Annotated in this window: 22 protein-coding genes and 1 tRNA gene; 5 read left to right on the top strand and 18 right to left on the bottom strand. The window is 69.8% G+C overall.

The genetic code is table 11. The features are described 5' to 3' along the window. Nucleotides 1-69 precede the first annotated feature (69 nt). The gene (locus AC1VNH_RS08200; protein ID WP_483110821.1) at nt 70-684 is read left to right on the top strand and encodes a GNAT family N-acetyltransferase; all 615 of its coding nucleotides are present in this window, start codon (nt 70-72) and stop codon (nt 682-684) included. Here AC1VNH_RS08200 and AC1VNH_RS08205 read toward each other — a convergent pair. Next, nucleotides 568-1,629: an AraC family transcriptional regulator gene (locus tag AC1VNH_RS08205; RefSeq protein ID WP_483110822.1), complete on the bottom strand. Its 1,062-nt coding sequence runs from the start codon at nt 1,627-1,629 to the stop codon at nt 568-570. The two genes, AC1VNH_RS08200 and AC1VNH_RS08205, sit on opposite strands and share 117 nt — an antisense overlap. 169 nt (nt 1,630-1,798) lie before the next feature. On the opposite strand from AC1VNH_RS08205, the gene AC1VNH_RS08210 reads away from it, so the two are divergent. Further along, nucleotides 1,799-2,836 (top strand): alpha/beta hydrolase, encoded by a 1,038-nt coding sequence (locus tag AC1VNH_RS08210; protein WP_483110823.1) that lies wholly within the window; start codon nt 1,799-1,801, stop codon nt 2,834-2,836. On the opposite strand, the gene AC1VNH_RS08215 is transcribed toward AC1VNH_RS08210, so the two are convergent. After that, on the bottom strand, nt 2,833-4,119 hold the full coding sequence (locus AC1VNH_RS08215; RefSeq protein WP_483110824.1) for an MFS transporter: 1,287 nt from the start codon (nt 4,117-4,119) through the stop codon (nt 2,833-2,835). The genes AC1VNH_RS08210 and AC1VNH_RS08215 overlap by 4 nt on opposite strands. Before the next feature lie 71 nt (nt 4,120-4,190). After that, nucleotides 4,191-6,011: a DUF2207 family protein gene (locus AC1VNH_RS08220; protein WP_483110825.1), complete on the bottom strand. Its 1,821-nt coding sequence runs from the start codon at nt 6,009-6,011 to the stop codon at nt 4,191-4,193. Nucleotides 6,012-6,050: 39 nt separating this feature from the next. Here AC1VNH_RS08220 and AC1VNH_RS08225 point away from each other — a divergent pair, with 39 nt between their 5' ends. Beyond that, nucleotides 6,051-6,485 carry a MarR family winged helix-turn-helix transcriptional regulator gene (locus AC1VNH_RS08225; protein WP_483110827.1) on the top strand — a complete coding sequence of 145 codons (435 nt, stop codon included), beginning with the start codon at nt 6,051-6,053 and terminating at the stop codon, nt 6,483-6,485. A gap of 8 nt (nt 6,486-6,493) precedes the next feature. Here AC1VNH_RS08225 and AC1VNH_RS08230 read toward each other — a convergent pair whose 3' ends face one another. Genes AC1VNH_RS08230 through AC1VNH_RS08245 form a run of 4 tightly spaced genes read right to left on the bottom strand, consistent with a single transcriptional unit; the run spans nt 6,494 to nt 11,846 of the window. Beyond that, nucleotides 6,494-7,891, bottom strand: a complete 1,398-nt coding sequence (locus tag AC1VNH_RS08230; protein WP_483110828.1) for an L-serine ammonia-lyase — start codon at nt 7,889-7,891, stop codon at nt 6,494-6,496. Nucleotides 7,892-7,929: 38 nt separating this feature from the next. Next, nucleotides 7,930-8,793, bottom strand: a complete 864-nt coding sequence (gene fdhD / locus AC1VNH_RS08235; RefSeq protein ID WP_483110830.1) for a formate dehydrogenase accessory sulfurtransferase FdhD — start codon at nt 8,791-8,793, stop codon at nt 7,930-7,932. Nucleotides 8,794-8,800: 7 nt separating this feature from the next. Beyond that, the gene (locus AC1VNH_RS08240) at nt 8,801-11,218 is read right to left on the bottom strand and encodes an FdhF/YdeP family oxidoreductase (RefSeq protein ID WP_483110831.1); all 2,418 of its coding nucleotides are present in this window, start codon (nt 11,216-11,218) and stop codon (nt 8,801-8,803) included. A 49-nt stretch (nt 11,219-11,267) separates the two neighbouring features. Then, a complete protein-coding gene (locus tag AC1VNH_RS08245; protein WP_483110832.1) occupies nt 11,268-11,846 on the bottom strand; it encodes a hypothetical protein in 579 nt (192 codons plus the stop codon). Between the two features lie 60 nt (nt 11,847-11,906). On the opposite strand from AC1VNH_RS08245, the gene AC1VNH_RS08250 reads away from it, so the two are divergent. Continuing rightward, nucleotides 11,907-12,260 (top strand): DUF2185 domain-containing protein, encoded by a 354-nt coding sequence (locus tag AC1VNH_RS08250; protein ID WP_483110834.1) that lies wholly within the window; start codon nt 11,907-11,909, stop codon nt 12,258-12,260. A 171-nt stretch (nt 12,261-12,431) separates the two neighbouring features. Here the strand turns inward: AC1VNH_RS08250 and AC1VNH_RS08255 are convergent, their stop codons facing one another. The 4 genes from AC1VNH_RS08255 to AC1VNH_RS08270 form a co-directional block, all read right to left on the bottom strand. Next, a complete protein-coding gene (locus tag AC1VNH_RS08255) occupies nt 12,432-13,259 on the bottom strand; it encodes a hypothetical protein (protein ID WP_483110835.1) in 828 nt (275 codons plus the stop codon). A gap of 246 nt (nt 13,260-13,505) precedes the next feature. Beyond that, nucleotides 13,506-13,578, bottom strand: a tRNA-Arg gene (locus AC1VNH_RS08260). Nucleotides 13,579-13,656: 78 nt separating this feature from the next. Further along, on the bottom strand, nt 13,657-14,298 hold the full coding sequence (locus AC1VNH_RS08265; protein ID WP_483110837.1) for an asparagine synthase: 642 nt from the start codon (nt 14,296-14,298) through the stop codon (nt 13,657-13,659). Between the two features lie 126 nt (nt 14,299-14,424). After that, the gene (locus AC1VNH_RS08270) at nt 14,425-14,853 is read right to left on the bottom strand and encodes a YdeI/OmpD-associated family protein (RefSeq protein ID WP_483110838.1); all 429 of its coding nucleotides are present in this window, start codon (nt 14,851-14,853) and stop codon (nt 14,425-14,427) included. A gap of 116 nt (nt 14,854-14,969) precedes the next feature. On the opposite strand from AC1VNH_RS08270, the gene AC1VNH_RS08275 reads away from it, so the two are divergent. Continuing rightward, a complete protein-coding gene (locus AC1VNH_RS08275) occupies nt 14,970-15,167 on the top strand; it encodes a hypothetical protein (protein WP_483110839.1) in 198 nt (65 codons plus the stop codon). Nucleotides 15,168-15,334: 167 nt separating this feature from the next. Here AC1VNH_RS08275 and AC1VNH_RS08280 read toward each other — a convergent pair whose 3' ends face one another. The 7 genes from AC1VNH_RS08280 to AC1VNH_RS08310 form a co-directional block, all read right to left on the bottom strand. After that, nucleotides 15,335-16,279, bottom strand: a complete 945-nt coding sequence (locus AC1VNH_RS08280) for an aldose 1-epimerase family protein (protein WP_483110840.1) — start codon at nt 16,277-16,279, stop codon at nt 15,335-15,337. Beyond that, on the bottom strand, nt 16,279-17,790 hold the full coding sequence (gene araA / locus AC1VNH_RS08285) for an L-arabinose isomerase (protein WP_483110842.1): 1,512 nt from the start codon (nt 17,788-17,790) through the stop codon (nt 16,279-16,281). The genes AC1VNH_RS08280 and araA overlap by 1 nt, the downstream gene beginning before the upstream one ends. Nucleotides 17,791-17,811: 21 nt before the next feature. Beyond that, the gene (locus AC1VNH_RS08290) at nt 17,812-19,386 is read right to left on the bottom strand and encodes a xylulokinase (RefSeq protein ID WP_483110843.1); all 1,575 of its coding nucleotides are present in this window, start codon (nt 19,384-19,386) and stop codon (nt 17,812-17,814) included. Continuing rightward, entirely contained in the window at nt 19,383-20,105 is a 723-nt protein-coding gene (locus AC1VNH_RS08295; RefSeq protein ID WP_483110844.1) for an L-ribulose-5-phosphate 4-epimerase, read from the bottom strand. The genes AC1VNH_RS08290 and AC1VNH_RS08295 overlap by 4 nt, the downstream gene beginning before the upstream one ends. 187 nt (nt 20,106-20,292) lie before the next feature. Next, complete coding sequence (locus tag AC1VNH_RS08300; RefSeq protein WP_243233206.1) at nt 20,293-20,430, bottom strand: hypothetical protein; 138 nt, start codon at nt 20,428-20,430, stop codon at nt 20,293-20,295. Nucleotides 20,431-20,686: 256 nt separating this feature from the next. Continuing rightward, nucleotides 20,687-20,893 carry a hypothetical protein gene (locus tag AC1VNH_RS08305; RefSeq protein ID WP_243233204.1) on the bottom strand — a complete coding sequence of 69 codons (207 nt, stop codon included), beginning with the start codon at nt 20,891-20,893 and terminating at the stop codon, nt 20,687-20,689. A 91-nt stretch (nt 20,894-20,984) separates the two neighbouring features. Then, nucleotides 20,985-21,815: a universal stress protein gene (locus AC1VNH_RS08310; protein ID WP_483110845.1), complete on the bottom strand. Its 831-nt coding sequence runs from the start codon at nt 21,813-21,815 to the stop codon at nt 20,985-20,987. Nucleotides 21,816-21,840: the final 25 nt, after the last annotated feature.

Genomic DNA, 21,840 nt, shown 5'->3' on the forward strand with positions numbered 1-21,840 from the left:
ATCCTCCGAGCCCATCGTCTACGCCTGCCTCCATACTAGTTTTATCCATTTGGACCAATTGGAGTCGCCATGTCGAACATCACCGTCGCTCCCGCTCGCGCCGAGGAACTGCGCCCCGCGGCCGCGATCCTCGCCGAGGCCTTCGAACACGACCCGGTTCTCGGGGTCATCGTGCCGCAGCGCGACCGCCGTCGCGAACGGCTGACCGATCTGTTCGAGGGCACGCTGAGCGCCGGTCCGTACGCGACAGGCACCGTCGACCTCGCGCGAGACGGCGACGGCGAGCTGCTGGGAGTCGCCGCATGGGAGGGCCCCGAGGCACGCCGAGGGGCGCTCGGCCGTCTCACACAGCGACTCCCCCTGTTCGTCCGCTCGATCGGTTGGATGCGGCTCGCCCGCGCATTCGGACTGCTGAACCGGATGGAGCAGTACCGGCCGAAGGCGCCGCACTGGTATCTGGCCGAGATCGGTGTCAGCGCCCGTGCCCGCGGACGGGGCGTGGGAGCGACCCTGCTCTCGACGCATCTGCGCGCGCTCGACGCGATGCGCCAGAACGCGTACCTCGAGTCATCGACTCCCGATAATCGGCGACTCTACCGCCGGCTCGGCTTCGAGGAGCTCACTCCCATCACCGGCCTGCCCGGAGCTCAGCCGGTCGCGATGCTGCGCCGCCCGGCCGGCTGAGACACGACGCCACTCGGTCGGCGACAGCCCCACCCACCGCCGGGTGGCGCGCCGGAGCGACCGCGCATCCGCGAACCCGGCCGCAGCGGCGACCTCGTCCAACGACGGAGCGGATGCGGCCAGCAGCCGCTCCGTCACCCGACGACGCTGCTCGTCGACGAGCGCGTTGTACGACGTGCCGGCCTCGGCGAGGCGCCGCCGGAGCGTGCGTTCACTCATCGCCGCCGCACGGGCGTGCGCCGTGAGCGGAGGCACCTCCGGCAGCTCGGCGGCGATCCGGGCCGAGATGCGGGCGACCAGCTCACGCCGGTCCACCGCAGATGCGGCCTCGACCTCGAGCGCGGCGCACGTCGCGGCGAACGTCCAGCGGTCCGCGTACGGATTCGCCAGCTCGGCGGCCCGCAGGCCGATCCACCAGGCATCGTGCGCAGCCGCGAAGCGCACCGGCGCGCCCAGGCCGCGTTCGTAGACCGCCGTATCCGTGGGACGCGCCCGCGCGAGATCGACCCGCTCCGGTCGCGCAGTGCCCGCCGACACGTCGTGGATCATGCGCGTGAAGTGCGCGAAGGCGGCGTCGATCAGCACCCGATCCACGGCTGCGTCTCCGGTGTAGGTCTCCGCAACGACCGCCAGCGAGCGCTCATGTCGTTCGAGACGCCACCGCACGGGTGACCCGGCCAGCAGCTGGAACCGTACGGCGACCTCGATCGCGCCGCGGATGCGGGCGGCGGAGAGCATCGCCAGACCCAGCATGCCGAGGACCGTGACCGGTTGCCGCCGCCCGAGCTCGATGCCGAGCGCCGGATCGCCGAGGGCCGCGCCCGCCGCGGCCACGACCAGCCGCATCTGCGACAGCGACACCCGTGTGCTGTCCACGTCGAGCGACCGGCGATCCACCTCCGCCCGACGCAGCGCGTCGTCGACACTCGCCCCACGCTCGTCCACGAGCCGCACGAGGTGTCGGAGCAGGTGGGGACCGACGGTCGCTCTGCGGGGAGGCTCATACGGTCATTCTGTCTGGCCGTCTGCGTCCGTGGGAACGGCCGTCGAGGCCCGAGCCGCGCGGGATGCGCCCCCTAGGGTGTTGCGCACCCCACCGACAAGGAGGACGCCCGTGAGCTCCACCGCACAGGAGCGCGTCACGCGCGCCGTCATCCGCACCCTCGGAGCGCTGCCCGAGCCGCTCCAACGTCTGATCGCGGGCCGGCCGGTCGAGGTCGACGGCCAACGCCTGCTCACCGAGGTGCAGATGGCCCTCCGACTGCTGAACGCCCTTCCCGGCGCCGCCTTCGAGGAGCTGCCGCTCCCCCAGGCGCGCGCGCAGGTGGATGCGGAGGCGCGGATCTTCGGGCGCAGCGATCCCGTCGCACTCGTCGAGGAGATCCGCATCCCGACGCGTGCCGGCGAGGTCGGCGCACGGCTCTATCAGGGCTCGACGCGAGGCGCACCGACCGGCACGGTCGTCTACTTCCACGGCGGCGGCTGGGTCGTCGGCGGGCTCACCTCGTGCGACTCCGTGTGCCGCTTCATCGCCGCGCACACCGACCTGCGCGTCGTGTCGGTCGACTACCGGCTGGCCCCCGAGCATCCGTTCCCGGCGGGCGTCGAAGACGCCGTCGACGCGTACCGCTGGGTGCGCGATCACCCGGAGTGGGGCACCACGGTCGCCGTCGCGGGAGACAGCGCCGGCGGCAACCTGAGTGCGGTCGTCTGCCAGCTGACCGCCGATGCCCCACCTGATTTCCAGCTGCTGTTCTTCCCCGTCACCGACACGAGCACGAAGCACCCGTCGTACGACCTCTTCAGCGAGGGCTACTTCCTCACCGAACGACAGATGGACTGGTACATCCAGCACTACCTGCCGCGGCCCGCCGACCGCACGGATCCCCGCGCATCGCCGCTGCGGGGCGAGCTCGCGGGGCAGCCACCCGCGCACGTCGCCGTCTCGGGGTTCGACGTGCTGCGCGACGAGGGCATCGCATATGCGAGGCGCCTGCGCGAGGCGGGAGTGCCCACCACGCTGCAGGTCGTGCCCGGCCACATCCACGCGTTCGTCAACGCCACCGGCGTCGGCCGCACGAGCAGCGCCGCCCTGGCCGAGGCCGTCGATGCGCTGGTCGCCGGGATGCGCACGGCCCGTCTGACGCGCTAGTACGCGCCGTGGGCGCGCCGGCGCGCGCGGGACTCGACGACGACTCCCACGGTGCCCACGATCCACAGAGCGAAGGTCGCGCTCATGGCCAGCCGCAACTGGTCGCGCGTGTACGCGGCAGGGTCGGCACCCTGCAGATCCAGCACGACGCCGATGACGTACACCAGCACGAGCGCCGCGATGAAACCGCCCATGTTGACCACCCCGGTCGCGGTCGACAGCCGCGAGAGTGGGTTGTCCCGGCGCACGACGTCGAACGCGATCATGGATGCGGCGCCGCCGCTGGAGAGGGTCACGACCCACACGACGAGCAGCCACAGCGGCGCCTCGCCCGGGGTGATGAGCACGGCGAGCAGAGCCGCCGCCTGCGCCGCGACCGAGCCCAGCGCGATGAGTGGGCGCCGACCGGGATGCGCGGCCGAGAGCATGCCCATGAGCGGGGCGAACACCGCTCCGCTCAGCACGAACACGGTCACGAGACCTGCGGCCGCATCACGCGAGAGCCCCTCACCCGCCATGAGGAAGGGAATGCCCCACAGCAGCGCGAACGCCGTGCCGGCGAAAGGCGTCACGAAGTGGATCCAGAACCCGAGGCGCGTGCCGGGCTCGCGCAGCGCCGCGACCACGAGCGCGAGCTGGCGTGGGCGCGGCCTGCCGTCGGCGGCCACGGGCCGACCCCGCTCGCGGATGATCAACGCATCGAGAACGGCGAAGACGACGAAGACTCCCGCGACAGCGGCGAAGGCGCTCTCCCAGCCGACGCCGTGGGCGAGGGAGGTGAGCAGCACGACGCTGAGCACTTGGCCGAGCTGACCGAACTGCGCGGTGATCTGCTGCAGCACCGGCACCCGCTTGGCGGGCAGCCACAGAGCGATGAGGCGCAACACGCTGGGGAAGATGAGCGCGTCGCCGGCACCGGTCAGAAGGCGCGCCAGGATCGCCGAGGGCACGTCGGGGGCGAACGCCAGCCACAGCGAGCCGCCGGCCATCGTCAGCATCCCGACCGTCCCGATGACGCGGGCGCCCCAGCGATCCAGCAGCAGACCCGCCGGGATCTGCATGGCTCCGTAGACCATCAGCTGGAGCGTCGTGAACAGGGCGAGCGTGCTGGAGCCGGCATCGAAACGCACCGCCATGTCGGTGCCGAGGCCCGCGAGCGAGCTGCGACCCACGATCGCGACGAGGTACGTGAACGCGCCGGCGACCCAGATGATCCAGGGCAGGGCCCCGCGAGCCGGGCCCGGGACGCGAATCGTGCCGGTCGAGGCTCCGTAGTCGGTCATTTCGGGTGCGGGGCAGCCAGGAAGGGGCGCACTCCGCGAGTGAAAGACATCGACCCCATTCTACCGAGCGCTCAGACGCCGCCTCCGCCGCCGCCGCCACCGCCCCCGCCCGCGGAGCCGCCCCCGGTCGAGCCGCCGGAGCTGCTCGAGCTGGAGGTGGCCGCGGCCGAGAGTGAACTGACGCCGCTCGTGAAGGCGCTCACGTTGAACGCGGCCGCCCCGGCGTACCAGACCGGCGCGCTGGTGCTCTCGTAGTAGACGGCCAGCTGAGCGGCCCACTGCTTCTCGAGACCGAACACCACCGCGTAGGGCAGCAGCGGTTCGTAGATCGCGAGGACCGCCGCCGCATCCGTCGTGTCGACCGGGAGCCGCTCGGCCGTCTCGGGTGACTGCAGCATGCGGATGCGGTCGGCCTCCGCCCAGCCGATGAAAAGCCGGAGACCGGCGAGCCGTTCTCGGGTCTCGGCGCCCTTGGGGCTCAGCGGACGGTGAAAGAGCAGCAGCAGCCCGACGAGCCCGACCACCACGGCGACGATCAGCACGGTGAGGGGGACGGCCGGATACACCTGTGCGGACAAGGCCAACGCTCCCGTGACGACGGTCGCCACCGCCGCGGCGGCCAACGCCCAGACGACCGGAGGACGAACCCCGCGTCGCACCGTCCGGTAGATGCCGCGCTCGACCAGTTCCGCACCGGCCCAGCTGCGCATGTCGTCCGCGGCCTGAGCGAGCGCTGTGTTGCGTTCACCGAACGCGAACTCGGCACCGGGCTGAGCGCTCTCACCGAACAGCCCCTCGATGAACTCCGCGCCGTCCTCGCCGGCGAGGGAGCGATCAACCAGCACGGCCCGCAGTTTCGGCCGCGCCCGAGAGCCGCCCGGCACTTCCTCGATACGGATCGCTCCCCGCACGGCGAGTTCCAGGAGCGCCGCGGGCGCCGCCTTCGACGGCTTCGACAGCAGCACGGCCGCGGTCAACGGCGTGACGTCCGCCGGCGGCTCATACTCCGCGATGACGACGCCGCGCCCGGGAGAGTCGCGCAGGATGCGGCGCCAGACGACGATCGCCCACGCGAACGCCCCGAGCAGTGCCAGGAACGATCCGCTCTGGGCCCAGCCCCACCCGGAGGCGAAGTAGCTGCTGTCGAACATCGCGAAGGTCCCCGGCGCGAACCCCACCGACAGCGTGACCGTCTGGCGGGGCGCGACGTTCGCCACCGACACGGATGCGGCCGCCGCATCCGTGTCGAGAGTGATCGGGCACGTGGTCGTATCCCCCTGCGCGCCCACGTAGCAGGCGGCCCGGCCGGTGAGGGAATCGGCGAGCGCAGGATCCACGTGAAGCGTGGCGGAGACGGAGCCGAAGCTCTGCGCCCACCCGACGCCGTTCACATCCCAGTAGAACTCCTCGGTCCCCGTGTTCGGGAAGTACCAGGCGACGTTGCTCAGGTCGTAGGTGAAGACGTAGGTCTGTGCGCCGTGCACGAAACCGTCCACGCGCGACGTCACGCTCCACGTGCCGTCGTCACTATCGACCTCGGCATCGCGCGGCGCGCCCGTCTCGTCGGTGACGGAGACCAGTTCGGGACGCAGCGGCTGCCCGTTGTACGTGTCGGGGATGGCACGGCGCATGCCGTGGTTCTGATCGGTCTCGGGGAACTCCGCGACGAAGCGCTCGACGACGTGGAGCCGGGAGGTGCCGTCGTCCGCACGGGTCAGCGTGTAGTCGACGTCGAGGCTCCGGAACGCGAAGTCGTCGACGCCGGCCTGGACGACGGTCGCGGGTTTCGGAGGCGCGACAGCCTCGGGGACGGCGGCGAAACCCGCGACGGTGAAAGCGAGAGCGAGAGCGGATGCGGCGGCGATGGCGCGCGTGATTGCCCCGGCGATCATGGCACCAGCCTATGCCGGGCACAGCGTACGCTATCGGGCATGAGTGACCGCCGTCTGGCCATCGATGCCTGGGAGAGCCTGTTCCGGGCCCAGCACGAGATCTTCGCCGAGGTGGGTGCCGACTTCGAGCAGAGCGGCCTGCAGCAGGGGGAGTACGACGTGCTCCTGACCGTCACGCGCGCGCCCGACATGTCGGCGCGGTTGCGGGATGTGACGCGCAACATGCTCATCAGCCAGCCCAGCGTCTCGCGCCTGGTCGACCGGATGGTCGCGCGCGGGCTGCTGTCGAAGTGCACCGACCCCGACGACGGCCGCGGCGCCATCGTGCGGGCCACCGAGACGGGCGCGCGGCTGTTCCGCTCCATCGCGGCCGTGCACAGCCGCTCGATCGCCGAGCACATGTCGAGCTTGGACGACGACGAGCTGCGAACCCTGCTGGAGCTGACACAGAAGCTCCGTCCACGTCGGGACTGAGCGCCGGGTCAGCACTCGATGACGTTGACGGCGAGACCGCCCTCGCTCGTCTCCTTGTACTTCGTCGACATGTCGATCCCGGTCTGACGCATCGTCTCGACGACCGTGTCGAGCGAGACGTAGTGCGACCCATCGCCGCGCAGCGCGAGTCGGGCCGCGGTGACCGCGGTGGCTGCGGCGATCGCATTGCGTTCGATGCACGGAATCTGTACGAGCCCTCCGACGGGGTCGCAGGTGAGACCGAGATGGTGCTCCATGGCGATCTCGGCCGCGTTCTCGATCTGCGCGGGGGTACCGCCCATGACAGCGGTGAGACCGCCCGCCGCCATCGCGCAGGCCGAGCCGACCTCCGCCTGGCATCCGCCCTCGGCCCCGGAGATGGAGGCGTTCGCCTTGAACAAGGACCCGAGCGCGGTGGCCGTCAGCAGAAAACGTCGGATGCCGCGGGGTCTCTCGTCGTCGGCGATCGCCCGGTCGAGACCGACGCCCGCGTCCGCGAGGAAGCGCCACCAGTACATCGCGACGGCGGGAAGGATGCCGGCGGCACCGTTCGTGGGAGCCGTCACCACCCGCCCACCCGCGGCGTTCTCCTCGTTGACGGCGAGTGCGAAGGCGCCGAGCCATTCACCGGGAAGCTCCCGGTGGCCGATCGCCTGGGCGCTCTCGAGCTGCGCCCGCAACGAGCCGGCGCGACGCTTCACGCCGAGCTGCCCGGGAAGCACGCCCTCGTGGGCGAGCCCGGCCGTGATGCAGGCGCTCATCGCGCCCCAGATCGCGTCGAGTCCGGTGCGCACGTCGTCCTCGCTGCGCCAGGCCTGCTCGTTGCGGCGGGCGATCTCGGCGATGGAGAGGCCGGTCTCGGCGCAGAGCGCGAGCAGCTGGGCGGCGCTGGTGTAGGCGTAGGGCACGGCTGCGGGCGCCTGCGCCGCCTCGCCGTCGCGGCGGATGAACCCGCCGCCGATCGAGAAGTAGGTCTCGCTCGCGACGATCTCTCCCGCCGCATCCCATGCCGTCAGCGTGAGGGCGTTGGGGTGCTCGGGACGACGCACACGGGGCGAGAGCACGATGTCCGCGAGCTGGAAGCGGATCGGATGGATGCCGACGAGCGCGAGCGACCCGTCGTCCCCCAGCGTGGACCAGGCTCCTCGCACCAGCTCCGGATCCACCGTTTCGGGGCGGTGGCCCGCCAGCCCCGCGACGATCGCGTCGGGGGTGCCATGTCCGATGCCCGTCGCACCCAGGGAACCGAACAGCTCGCATCCCACACGATGCACGCGCTCGAGCAGCCCCGCATCCGCGAGCCGCCGGGCGAAGACACCGGCGGCACGCATCGGTCCGACGGTATGGGAGCTCGAGGGTCCGACACCGATGGAGAACAACTCGAACGCCGAAACGTATGCGCTCACCCTTCCAGCCTACGCTCGGGCGCCTGGATGCGGTGGCGTCACTCCTCGACGGTGACCCGCTCGGGGTGCGCGTAGACGTTGAGCGAGGTGCCGCGTGAGAACCCCACGAGTGTGAGGTGCATCGACGACGCCAGCTCCACCGCGAGCGAGGAGGGCGCCGAGACCGCGGCCAGCACGGGAATGCCCGCCATGATCGCCTTCTGCACGAGCTCGAAGCTCGCGCGACCCGACACCTGCAGCACCGTGCCGGACAGGGGCAGCCGGTCGGCGAGCAGCGCCCAGCCGATCACCTTGTCGACCGCGTTGTGGCGCCCCACATCCTCGCGCAGCACCAGCAGCTCCCCCGTCGCGATGTCGAAGAGCGCCGCGGCGTGCAGGCCACCCGTCTTCTCGAAGAGCGCCTGCCCACGGCGCAGCGCGTCCGGCAGCGAGGCGAGCCACCGCGCGGACGCGCGGCTCTCGTCGGCGGCCAGGTCGAATCGCGAGACCTTGGTGATCTGCTCGATGGATGCGGCACCGCAGACGCCGCAGGAGCTCGTCGTATAGAAGGCGCGGGCCGCATCCCTGGCGGGGATCTCACGCCCGGGCGCGAGCGCCATGTCGAGCACGTTGTAGGTGTTCTCGCTCTGCGGCGCACCCACGGGGGTGCTCCCCGGGCCCCCGCAGTGGATCGCGCTGCGGACGTCGGCGCCGGTGGCGATGACCCCCTCCCCCGTGAGGAAACCGGCGGCCAGCTCGAGATCGTGACCGGGCGTGCGCATCGTGACGACGAGCGGCTCCCCGCCCACGCGCACCTCCAGCGGCTCCTCCACCACGACCGTGTCGGCGCGACGCCGCGTCGCGACGCCGTCGTCCGTGAAGGCGATGCGCGTGACCGGGGTGCGCTCGGTGAGTCGTCCCATGCCGCGCTCAGCGGTGCTCGAGGCGCACGATGACCGCCTTCGAGGTGGGCGTGCCGCTGACATCGGCGACCGATTCGAGCGGCACGAGCACGTTCGTCTCGGGGTAGTAGGCAGCCGCGTTCTGACGGGGCGTGTCGTAGGAGACGATGCGGAAGCTCTCGGCGCGGCGCTCCTGGAGGCTGCCGTCCGCATCCGTCCATTCGGAGACGAGGTCGACGATCTCCCCCTCCGCGAAGCCGAGCTCGCGGGTGTCGTCGGCGTTGACGAGCACGACGCGACGGCCCCCGTGGATCCCTCGGTACCGGTCGTCCTTGCCGTAGACGGTGGTGTTGTACTGATCGTGAGAGCGCAGCGTCTGCAGCAGCAGGCGCCCGGCGGGGATGTGCGGGTACTCCAGCGGATTGACCGTGAAGCGCGCCTTGCCATCGATCGTCGCGAACCGACGCTCGTCGCGCGGGCCGTTCGGCAGGAAGAACGTGCGTCCCTTCTGGATGCGGCTCTCGTAGTCCTCGAACCCCGGGATCACCCGTTCGATGTGCGAGCGGATGAGCGCATAGTCCGCCTCGAGGGCGGCCCAGTCCGCCTGCGGCACATTGGCCGGGTCGTGAAGACCGGCCGCATCCGGGCCTTCGGACTCCACCGTCCCGTGCTCGGGAAGGGTACGTTCATGGTCGCCGTGATGGGCTGCCGGCGCATCCTGGGGCGAGGACCCGCCGTCGAAGAGGAGCGCGCACAGCCGCGCGATGATCGCGACCTCGCTGAGCATGTCTTCGGAGGGCGGGGCGAGCCGGCCGCGCGAGGCGTGCACGGCACCCATCGAATCCTCCACCGTGACACGCTGTTCGCGGCCGCCGCGACGATCGCGGTCGGTGCGTCCGAGTGTGGGAAGGATGAGCGCGCGGCTGCCGGTGATGACGTGGGAGCGGTTGAGCTTTGTCGACACGTGCACGGTGAGGCCCACGCCCGCCATTCCCGCCTCGACGACCGCCGTGTCGGGAGTGGCCGACACGAAGTTGCCGCCCATGCCCATGAAGAAGCGCACCTTGCCGTCGCGCATCGCGCGGATGGCGGCGACGGTGTCGAAGCCGTGCGCGCGAGGCGCTGCGAACGAGAACTCCCGATCGAGAGCGTCGAGGAACGCATCCGCTGGTTTCTCGTAGATGCCGACCGTGCGGTCGCCCTGCACGTTCGAGTGGCCGCGCACGGGGCAGACGCCCGCCCCGGGGCGACCGATGTTGCCCTGCAGCAGCAGCACGTTCACGACATCGCGGAGGGTGGGTACGGAGTGCTTGTGCTGGGTGAGTCCCATCGCCCAGCACACGATCGTCGCTTTCGAGGCGCGCACCTCGTCGCCGATCGCGCGCAGCTCCTGCTCGCCGAGGCCGGCGGCCTCCTCCAGCTGCGACCACTGCGCATCCGCCATCTGCCGGCGGTACGACTCGAACCCGCTCGTGTGGGCGCTGATGAAGGCCGTGTCCAGCACGTCGCCGTCACGGTCCTGCGCCTCGAGCAGATGCTTGCCGATCGCGTGGAAGAGCGCCTGATCGCCGCCGGAGCGGATCTGCACGAAGCGGTCCGCGAGCTTCGTGCCGCCGAAGGCCACTCCACGCGGCGTCTGCGGGTTCTCGAACCGCATGAGCCCCGCCTCGGGCAGCGGGTTCACGGCGATGATGCGCGCGCCGCGCTGCTTCGCTTTCTCGAGCGCCGACAGCATGCGGGGATGATTCGTGCCGGGGTTCTGGCCGGCGACGATCAGCAGGTCCGCCTCGTGGATGTCCTCGATCGAGACGGTGCCCTTGCCGATGCCGATCGTCTCCGTCAGCGCCGAGCCGCTGGACTCGTGGCACATGTTGGAGCAGTCGGGGAGGTTGTTCGTGCCGAGACCGCGCACGAGCAGCTGGTACAGGAACGCCGCCTCGTTCGAGGTGCGTCCCGACGTGTAGAACACCGCCTCGTCGGGGTGCGACAGCGTCTTGAGCTCGTCCGCGATCATCTCGAGCGCCGCATCCCACGAGATCGGACGGTAATGCGTGGCACCTTCGTCGAGCACCATCGGATGCGTCAACCGCCCCTGCTGGCCGAGCCACCAGTCGTCGCCCCCGCGCAGGTCGGCGATCGAGTGAGCGGCGAAGAACTCCGGCCCGACGCGACGCACGGTCGCCTCCTCGGCGACCGCCTTGGCGCCGTTCTCGCAGAACTCGGCGACGTGCCGCTTGTCCTCCTCCGGCCACGCGCAGCCGGGGCAGTCGAACCCGTCCTTCTGGTTGACGCGGAGCAGGGTCTCGGCGGATCGCTTGAGGCCCATCTGCTCGTTCGCGATCTGGAGCGCATGCAGCACGGCCGGCACGCCCACCGCGACCTTCTTCGGTCGCGACACGTGTACGCGGGTCTCATCGATATTGGCCGTCGGCGGCTTCATCGGCATATCGCCAGAGTACGCCCCCACGCCGTGACGGGGTCGCGCGGTGACCGCCTCAGCCGTCGACGGCCTGCCAGAACGCCCGCGCGTCACGGGCGGCGGCGTCGTCGCGGTGCGCGTTGAGCACGTCGAAGGCGGCGCTCGCGCGGGCCTGTTCACCGTCGGCCTCGGTGACGACCAGCACGGGATCGGCGCCGATCGCCGCGAAGGCCCGGCGTACCGCATCCGAGCCGAGCGCACGGATGAGGATCCGATCGGTCTCCGCGATCCACCGGTCGCTCCACGCGAGGTCGTCGTCGGGGTCGGCGCTGAACTCCGGATGCGCATCGGCCCACTCGTCCAGCTCCGCAGCCAGCGCCGGGAGCTCGTCGCTCTCGACCTCGATGCCGGACTCGTCGGGCCACCAGCGGTAGTACGCGGCATCCTCGGGATCGCCGCCGGCATCCGCGACCTCGGCGAGTCGGCTCTCGGTGTGCACGAACAGGGCGGGCACGGTGTTGCCGTCCGCCACCGTGATCGCCGCGGCGTAGATACGTCCGGCGGCCACCTCACCGGGAAGGGACCCGATGGCGTCGACGAGCGCCGCCTCCCAGCGGCGGCCCCACTCATCGACGAACTGCTGGAGGGCGTCCATGGTGCACATGCTAGCCACTCCGCTCTGCGACGCCATCCTGCGTCAGACACAATGGCGACCATGTCGCACAACATCCCCGAGTTCGTGAAGGACGCCGGCGGGTCCATCGTTTCGAAGAACGTCTTGGAGCAGCGCGCCCCGCTGCGCTGGGCATTCCGCGCGGAGGCGGTGGACGCCGTCGATACCGGCTGGCGCTTCCTCTCAGCGATCGACGACGACGACTACATCAACGATCCGGCGAACTTGACGGTGGCAAGTTTCAACACGGTCGTGTACATCGAACCGGCGATTCTGCCCGTCCTTTACATGCCGGTCGGCACAGACCTCACGATCGCGCGCGATACCGCCGGTCACATCGTGCTGATCGACAACGCGACCGGTGCGCCCGCCGACATCCCCGGCGTGTCGCCCTAGATAACGGCGATGTACTCAAGTGGACGCCAGCTGGACGCACGGCCCGGGAGACACTGGTCGATGAGCAGTCAGCTTAAATAGTTCCGACGTATTCATGGTTCACGTTGACCTGTCGCAGCTCACGGTGACGGGGGCTCCCGTCGAGCAGCAAGGTTCCGACCGCTCGCGACTCTAGTCGCCTGGAACGGTGGCATAAGCGCTCTGCAACATCTCGTGAAGAACAGGCTCCGTCAACTTCCGCAGCGCTTCGTTCTCTTTGTCGATCTGTCGAGGCGTGGGATGAGTGTAGTTCGGAGCCTTAATCCGCTCCAAAGTTCGCTTATGCCCCTCCCACCGCAGACATGTGCGGTAACCGACGAATCCGGATCTGAAAGCTTCGATCTGGCGGAGCAGTGACCGGTAGTGGTCGGCCTCGACGTGAAACGTTGTGTCTTTCTGCATCCGGATTCTGACTACGTTCCAACTGGGCTCGGAGGGAGTGAGGTCTACCCGTGGCGCGTACGGATCAACCTCGCGGACCCGATCCCGCAGCTGCGGCGCAAAATCGGACGCGAACCTCAATAGGAAGCCCTCGTGATCGGTGGACGGTAGTGGGCGCGTGAGCATCTCCTCCATCGCCCGTTCCAGCCGGTCCGCGACGAGGCGAAGCGCGTCGAGCTTTTCGAGGAGCGGGCTCAGAAACATCAGCTCAGGGAGGCCAGCGGCGACCTTCGGGTGGATCGACGCGATGTCGTCACACAGCCGCTCGATGTGCTCCACAATGTCGCCATCAGGTCGAAACGACTTGGATGTGAACGGAATCGGGGAGGTCAGCGCCACTTCCACTCGTTCGAGTCTTGCGGCCCATCTGCCGTCTTCAGACTGCTTACGCTGATCGATCAGGCGACGCTCGAAGCCCACGAGCACCAGACCGACTGCAACGCCCGTGCCGAGACCGACAATCAGATCCGGGATGAAGCCCGACCAGCTAAGCTCACTGACCCATCGGAAGAAGTCCACGCGCACGACGGTACCGGGAATGTGTCGGGCAGGAGCACACGCGCCCCTCGGTAGCCTGGACACCGCCTGCCCTACGGGCGAAAGCGCAACGATCAGGTTTCGATTCAGGATGCTGCGAGCATCCGGCCCGCTTCCATGACGACGATCTGACGTGTGATCGCACGCCAAGCGCGTCCGCGCGCGGGCGAGAAAAAGGGCCCGGCCGGAATCTCTTCCTGGCCGGGCCGCTACTGTCTCAACACAGTGTGCGCCCGAAGGGACTCGAACCCCTAACCTTCTGATCCGTAGTCAGATGCTCTATCCATTGAGCTACGGGCGCATGTTTCCCGTCGCATTCCTGCGCGCGGGCACTAGGAGAGACTACAACACAACCGGGGTTGCTCGCGAATCGAGCCGGCTACTCCAGCTCGCTGACGTCGATCCCGCCCCGCCGCTCGGTGCCAGCGGAGACCGCGGGCGCCGCATCCTCGTCCTTCGCGTTCAGCCTGCGCCGGTGCGCGGCGAGACGGGGGAGGTCGACGAGCCGCAGGCTCTGCATCCGCGCCTGCCGCATCTTGTCGTAGCCCGGCTCGAGGTCGGGCCGGGCGGCCTCGATCCGTAGGGAGCTGTCGATGTTGCGCGCGACCTCTGCCCAGGCCGCCTCGCGCGCGGCCTCCACCAGTTCACGGAGCCCGTCGAGGTCCTCCGCGCGCTCGCGGAGCTCCTGGGCGATGCGCAGGGACTGCTTGCGCCGGCGCCGGAGGTTGCGCACATCACGGCTGCGATAGTCGTGCGTGCCCCCGGAGTCGCTGAAGCGGCCACGGGCCAGCTTGCGCTCCCGCTCCGCGCGCTCGGCGTCCGCCTCCGCCTCCTCGGCGAGCTTCAGCAGCGCGTCCTTCGCGTCGGGCACGAACCGATCGGCGTCGAATCCTTCTCCGGCGGAGAGGATGTCCACGAGGATGTGGTTCTTCAACGACAGACGTGTCGCGGCCGCAGCGATGTAGACACCCTCGGCCACGACATCGGCGAGTTTCGGGCGCGACGCGCGTGCGGCCCACAAGGCTCCGAGTCCCTTGTGATCCGTCGGTTCGTCCGCTCGTGATGCCACAGCACCCCCTCCCTCGATTCTATCGGAGGGGTCTCGGCGACTCACGGGGCGAGAACGGGGAAAAGCGCCCGCGGCGGCTCAACTCAAGGACTCGAGCACGCGGTCGATACGGCGCTGACGCGTCTCGGCCGCCTTGGCGCCCGTCACCGCGGTGACATGGGCCTTCTGCGCACTCGGTGACAGAGCGTCGAAGGCGGGGCGGAGCGCCGCGGACGCCAGCGCCGCGGCGAGATCCTCCGGCACGTCGACGGTGCGCGGAGCGGTGTCGAGTTCGACGTCGACAGTGAGGGCATCGCCACCGCCGATGCCCGTCTCACGCCGCTTGTCCGCGCTGAACGGGATCAGGTGTTTGCCGGCCATCACCCCGACGGTCGAGCGATACGTGTACCCGTTGACGGTCACCACCAGCGCGGGACGACGGCCGCCGCCGAGCTCCTCGATCACTTCCCCGGGAACCTCGATACCCGTGTTGTTCCCGAACTGCGACATGGTCGTCTCGAAGCGCATGAGCCGAGTATGCACCCCGAGCGCCGCTAGCAACCAGACCCATTCGGTGCAACCCCACCGAGCCCGCCGGATGGGCGGATTAGCCTGTCGGCACACCTCGACGAAGGGAGCACATCATGGGTTTCATCGATGATGCGAAGGAGACGGCGGAGACCGCCGGTCGCAAGCTCAAGGACAAGTGGGACGACACCACGGACCGCATCGGCGACAAGATCGACGAGGCCAAGGCCGACGCGAACGTCAGGAAGGCCGAGGCCGAGAAGGAGTCGGTCGAGCGCCGCAACGAAGTCAAGGAGAACCTGCGCGACAGCTGACGCCCACAGGCGTCATCGCGCATCCCTGTCGTCGAAGGCCCCGGAGAAGGATTCGTCCTTCTCCGGGGCCTTCCGCGTCCCCGCAAGCAACGTTCGCCTGTCACAGATCGACGCCGCAGGCGCGATCTGTGACAGGCGAACGTGTCGTGGTGGCGGGGCGTGACCGGTCAGATGGCGCGGATCGACCAGCTCGCCGAGAGCGAACCGCCGGGCTCGAGCACCTGGAGGCCCGCGTCGTACGGGTACCGGTCCGCGTTGAACGCGTCCGGCGCGCACGTCATGGGCTCGATCGCGAGCCCCACGCGGTGTCCCGAGAGACCCGGGCGATCGGCCGTGTGCACCTGGACCCAGGGGCACGCCGCATCCCACGTCATGGCCACGCCGTAGCCGTTCGCATCCGTCAGGCGTACCGTCGCGAAGCCGTCCGCATCGCGGATGAGTCCGGTGTAGGCGTGATCGATCTCGGCCGCGGCGATCCGTCGTGCGGTGCGGTAGTCGAACCGCGACGGATCATCCGCCTCGACCGCTCGCAGCTCGGTCGGCGCCAGTCGATCCTCCGTGACGTGCAGCACCTCGGCGGCGGGCAGCTCGAACGTCCAGTCGTCGACGAGGCCGTCGCCTGCCACCAGATACGGATGCGGCCCTGTGCCGTACGGCGCGGCCGTGTCGGACTCGTTGACCGCGGTCACCGTCTGCCTGAGGCCATCCGCATCCAACGCGAAACGCGTCTCCACGCGCACACGCCACGGATAGCCGTCCTGCGCCTCGACCACGGCGGACAGGGTGACGTGGTCGGAGCCCTTGTCGATCGCGGTGTAGTCGAGCCATGCCGCGAGTCCGTGCAGCGCATGCCCGCGTGCGGGCTCGGTCAGGGCGAGCCGGTACTCCTCACCCCCGAAGGTGTAGCGACCGTCCACGACCCGGTTGGGCCACGGGGCGAGCGTCGCACCACGGTAGGCGGGGCGGACCTCGTCCGCCCCGAAGGGGACGACGAGGTCGCGTCCGGCGTAGGTGAGGGTGCGAAGGGATGCGCCGACGCTCGCGATGCTCGCCTCGACGTCACCCGAGCGCAGCAGGTGCTGCGTGCCCGACAACGGCACCGACCCCGTCATCACAGGCCCTGCGCGAGACGGTAGTACGCCTGGTTCCACCGCAGCTCACGCTGGAAGTCACGCACCGTCGTCGACTCGTCGATGACGACGAGTTCGGTCTTCGCGATCTCGGCGAAGTCCCGGAACACCTCGATGCCGACGGCGGTCGACATCACCGTGTGGTGGGCGGCTCCCGCCGCGAGCCAGCAGGCGGCGGAGGTCGCGAAGTCGGGAGCAGGCTTCCACACCGCGCGACCCACGGGCAGCTTCGGCAGCTCCGGCGCGGACACGTTCTCGACCACGTTGGCCACCAGACGGAACCGGTCGCGCATGTCGCTCATGGCGACGACGACGGCGGAGCCCGGGTCGGCCGTGAAGACGAGGCGCACCGGGTCGTCCTTGCCGCCGATGCCGAGCGGGTGGATCTCCAGCCGCGGCTTGGCGGTGGTCAGCGACGGGGCGACCTCCAGCATGTGCGCGCCGAGGATCTTCTCGTCGCCGGCCACGAGGTCGTAGGTGTAGTCCTCCATGAGGCTCGCGCCGCCGGGCAGGCCCGCACCCATGACATTGGCCACACGCACGAGGATCGCCGTCTTCCAGTCGCCCTCGGCGCCGAAGCCGTATCCCTCGGCCATGAGGCGCTGGACGGCCAGCCCCGGAAGCTGCTTCAGGGCGCCGAGGTCCTCGAAACTCGTCGTGAAGGCGCCGAAGCCACCCTCCTCGAGGAACGAGCGCAGACCGAGCTCGATCGCGGCCCCGTCACGCAGCGACTGGTGCCGCCCGCCGCCCGCGCGCAGCTCGTCGACGACGTCGTACAGCTCCTCGTACTCGGCCACGAGAGCGTCGATGTCGGACTCGGATGCGGCGGCGACCGCATCCGCCAGCTCGTTGACGCCCCAGGTGTTCACCTGGACGCCGAAGCGCAGCTCGGCCTCGGTCTTGTCCCCCTCGGTGACGGCGACGTAGCGCATGTTGTCGCCGAAACGGGCGAGCTTCAGCGTGCGAACCGCAGCCCAGCCGGCGGCGGCGCGCTCCCAGTCCTCGATCTGCTGGCGGACGACCGGGTTCGAGACGTGACCCACGACGGTCTTGCGGGCAACGCCGAGTCGCGTCTGAATGTAACCGAACTCGCGGTCGCCGTGCGCGGCCTGGTTCAGGTTCATGAAGTCGAAGTCGATGTCGGCCCACGGCAGCTCGACGTTGGCCTGCGTGTGCAGGTGCAGCAGCGGCTTCTGGAGGGCGTCGAGGCCCGAGATCCACATCTTGGCGGGGCTGAAGGTGTGCATCCAGGCAATCACGCCGATGACGTCGTCGCGGCTGTTGATCTCCAACGCCATCCGACGGATCGAGTCCGCGTCCTTCAGCACGGGCTTCCAGACGACCTTCACGGGAAGCTCACCCAAGCCCGCGACGACGGCCTGCGACTGCTCGGCGACCTGCTTGAGGGTCTCCTCGCCGTAGAGGTTCTGGCTGCCGGTGACGAACCAGACCTCGTAGCCGTCGAGGGAGCTGGACAAGGGGGTACGAGGCATGGATTTCTCTCTTTCGGTTTTTCAGAGCGCGGCGACGGCGGCGGCTTCGATGGCGAGGCCGGACCGGTAACGCTCGAGGTAGGCGGCGAAGCCGGCGACGTCGTCGGCGTCGGGCTCCGCGGTCGAGGTCGCGGCGCCGGCGAACACGCGGCGCTCGAGGTAGGTGGACAGATCGAGTTCGTCGGATTCGCCGAGATACGCGGCGAGCACCGCGATTCCCCAGGCGCCGCCTTCGGATGCGGTCTCCCCCACCGCGACAGGGGCCGCGAGCGCCCCGGCGAGGAAGCGCTGAGCGACACCGGCCGTGCGGAACATGCCGCCGTGGGCGAACATCAGATCGAGCGCGACGCCCTCCTCGGCGAGCACCCGCATGCCCAACGCCAGGGTGCCGAACACGCCGTACAGCTGGGCCCGCATGAAGTTCGCGAGAGTCAGACGGCTGTCGGGCGTGCGCACGACGAGTGGACGCCCCTCCTCGAGTCCGGCGATGGGCTCGCCCGCGAGGTGGTTGTAGGCGAGAAGACCACCCGCATCCGCTTCGCCGCCGACAGCCTCGCGGAAGAGCGTCTCGAACACGGCGTCCGCATCGAGCGACTGGCCGGATGCGGCCGAGAAACGGGAGAACATCTCGACCCATGCCGCGAGCTCGCTCGCGCCGTTGTTGCAGTGCACCATCGCCACGGGATCTCCCGCGGGTGTGGTGACGAGGTCGAGCTCGTGATGCACGCGCTCGAGGGGGCGCTCCAGGACGACCATGGCGAAGATGCTGGTTCCGGCGCTCACGTTGCCGGTGCGCGGTGCCACCGCGTTGGTGGCGACCATGCCGGTCCCGGCGTCGCCCTCGGGCGGGCAGAGCGGGATGCCGGCACGGAGCACTCCGGAGGGATCGAGCAGCGCCGCACCTTCGGGGGTGAGCGCGCCTGCCTCGTGACCGGCGGGAAGGACCTCCGGAAGGATGTCGACGAGCGGACGATCGATGGCGCCGAGCGCGTCGTAGCGGGCGAGCAGGTCCGCGTCGTAGTCGCGCGTGACCGCGTCGATCGGGAACATGCCTGACGCGTCGCCCACACCGAGCACCGACCGCCCGGTGAGGCGGCGGTGCACATAGCCCGCGAGGGTGGTGATGGAGGCGATGTGCGGCACATGCGGCTCGGCGTCGATGGCCGCCTGATGCAGGTGCGCGATCGACCAGCGCAACGGGATGTTAACGCCGAAGAGTTCGCTCAGCGCGCTGGCTGCGGGGCCCGTGTTGGTGTTGCGCCACGTGCGGAAGGGCACGAGCAGCTCACCGGATGCGTCGAACGCGAGATAGCCGTGCATCATGGCGGAGACGCCGATGGCGGCGTGGGTCTCCGGGCGAACGCCGTGCCGCTGGATCGCATCGGCCACGAGCGCGGCGTACGCGGTCTGGAGGCCGGCGACGACCTCGTCCAGGGAGTAGGTCCAGAGGCGATCGACGTAGCTGTTCTCCCACGCGTGAGCGCCCACGGCGATCACCGCGCCCGCGTCGTCGATCAGGCATGCCTTGATGCGGGTGGAGCCGAGCTCGATGCCGAGCCAGGTGCGCCCCGCCGTGATGGCGTCTGCAGCGGTCATCGCCGATCGTCCCCGCTCTGTCCGTAGACGTTCTGATACCGCGCGTAGAGGCTGTCGATCGCCTCCTGCGGGATGGGCACGAGCTCTCCGCCCTGACGTGCGATGTGCACCGTACGCGCGACGTCCTCGACCATGACGGCCGCCTTGACCGCATCCTTCGCGCTCACTCCGATCGTGAACGGGCCGTGGTTGCGCATCAGCACCGCGCGGGAGCGGTGCCCGCGCAGCGTCTCGACGATCCCGCGACCGATCGAGTCGTCGCCGATGATCGCGAACGGTCCGACCGGGATGGGGCCGCCGAACTCGTCGGCCATCGCGGTGATGACACAGGGGATCTCCTCGCCGCGGGCGGCCCAGGCGACCGCGTAGTCGGAGTGCGTGTGCACGACCCCGCCGACGTCCGGCATGTTGCGGTAGACGTAGGCGTGCGCGGCGGTGTCGCTGGACGGCGAACGCTCGCTCCCGGGCGTGCCGGCGATCACATTGCCGTCGAGATCGCAGAGGATCATGTTCGCCGCCGTCAGGTCGTCGTAGGAGACACCGGACGGCTTGATCACGAATAGGTCGGCACCCGGCACGCGACCGGAGACGTTGCCACCTGTCCACACCACCAGTCCGTAACGCACCAGTTCGCCGTGCAGAGTCGCGACATCCTCGCGAACGGCGTCGATGGCCGTCTGGACGTCAGAGGGGAAGGGCGTGGCTGCGCTGCCTGTCACGGGTGCTCCATTGGTCTCGTGGCCCGCGGGGTCCCATACCCGGCCGGCCGAAATAAATGTTACCGGTCACACAGCGGGTGTGCAACGGCCACTCGGCCGACGAGCACCCGCGTGCGCGCACGCTCGCGGCGGGAGGACGCGTCGTTGCCGCGCGAACTGCTGCACGCACGGACGGACGCAGCCGCCGCTAGAGGATGGCGTTGAGGTAACTGATGATCGAGGCGTACACGAGGGCTCCCACCCCGAGCGCCAGCAGCGCCACCCCGATGTAGATGAGCCATCGGGACCCGCCCGGCTCCGGATTGCGTTGCCCCTCGCGCGCCATGAGCGCCATGCTACTGAGAAAGGATGACGATCGTGTGACGCGGCGCGTCGGATGACGCACGGACTGCGGGGCCGTTGTCAAGCCCCTCCGCCCGGAGCGGCTCACTTCCCATACTGGTGGGGCAACACCGCACGCCGGACGTGTTCGGGTCACCGACGGCGCGTGAAGGCACGGAGCGTTCCGCCCGTGTGATGAGAGGTCCTCTCCGGTTCCCCCAGGCCGCAGAGGGCCTCTCCGCTTTTCGCGGCGAGGCCGGTCAGCGGTGGAGGCGACGCCGTGACACCGTCAGCGCGAGCGCGCCCAGCACGGCCAGCGTGGCGACGACGAAGGGGACGAGGCTCGCGGCGCGCTGAGCGTGGAGCTCGAGCCCGGGAAGGGCCCCCGCGGCGAAGATGCCGACGGCGACCGCGATGAGAGCGAGCAGGCCGAGAGCGGTGACAGCTACTTGTGTTGCACGATCCATGAGGACTCCTTCGTCCGCCTACCGTGGTGGCACAAAGGTAGTCCCGCGCGGGCGCCTGCGACGCATACGCGCCGGAACTGTGGAGATCCGCTCAGCGGACGACGGCTGTCGCGGTCGTCACCTGCGACACGACCTCCTCGCTGACCGAGCCGAGAAGGAAGCGGGCGAAGGCTCCGCGCCCGTGGGAGCCGACGACGACGAGGCGGGCCGCACCCGCCGCATCCGCGATCGCCGCCGCGGGATCGCCCTCGACGACGCGGGTCTGCACGTCGAGATCCGGATACGCCTCGCCCACGGTTTCCGCGACGCGGTCGACGGCGGACTGGGTGATCGCGTTGAGGTCGGTGAGATAGAGGTCGGGGTACACGCCGAAGTCGCCGGGAACAGCGACCGGCATCCACGCCGAGACGATCGTGAGGGTCTCACCAAAACGCTCCGCTTCGGACGCCGCGAACGCCACGGCCGCATCGGAGACCTCGGAGCCGTCGACACCGACCACGACGCCCGCGCCGTCAGCGGGCGCATCCAGCGGCACCACGACGACCGGCGAGTGCGATCCGGCCGCGATGCGGTAGCCGTGCTGACCACGACGGCCCTGTGCGCGCTTCTCTCCGCCGATCACCAGCAGCCGCGCGTCCTTCGACGCCTCCACGAGCTCCGCAACCGGATTGCCGTGAGAAACGCGCACCTCGCACGAGACACCCGCCGACCGCAAGAGGCCCGCCTGCTGTTCGAGGCGCTCACGCGTCGCGGTGACAGCCGCCGTCAGCACGTCGTCCTCACCCACGGCTCCGGTGGCACCGCCCACGACGGAGAAGAGCACGAGAGACTCCCCGCCGCGGCGCGCACGGGCCGCCGCCCAGTCGACCGCACGCTGCGAGCTGTCCGCATCCGTCACGCCCACGATGATCGAGTCCGACATCCTGTGTCCTTCCGGTCGTTGCAGT

This window comes from Microbacterium sp. KU4F, assembly GCF_056868075.1.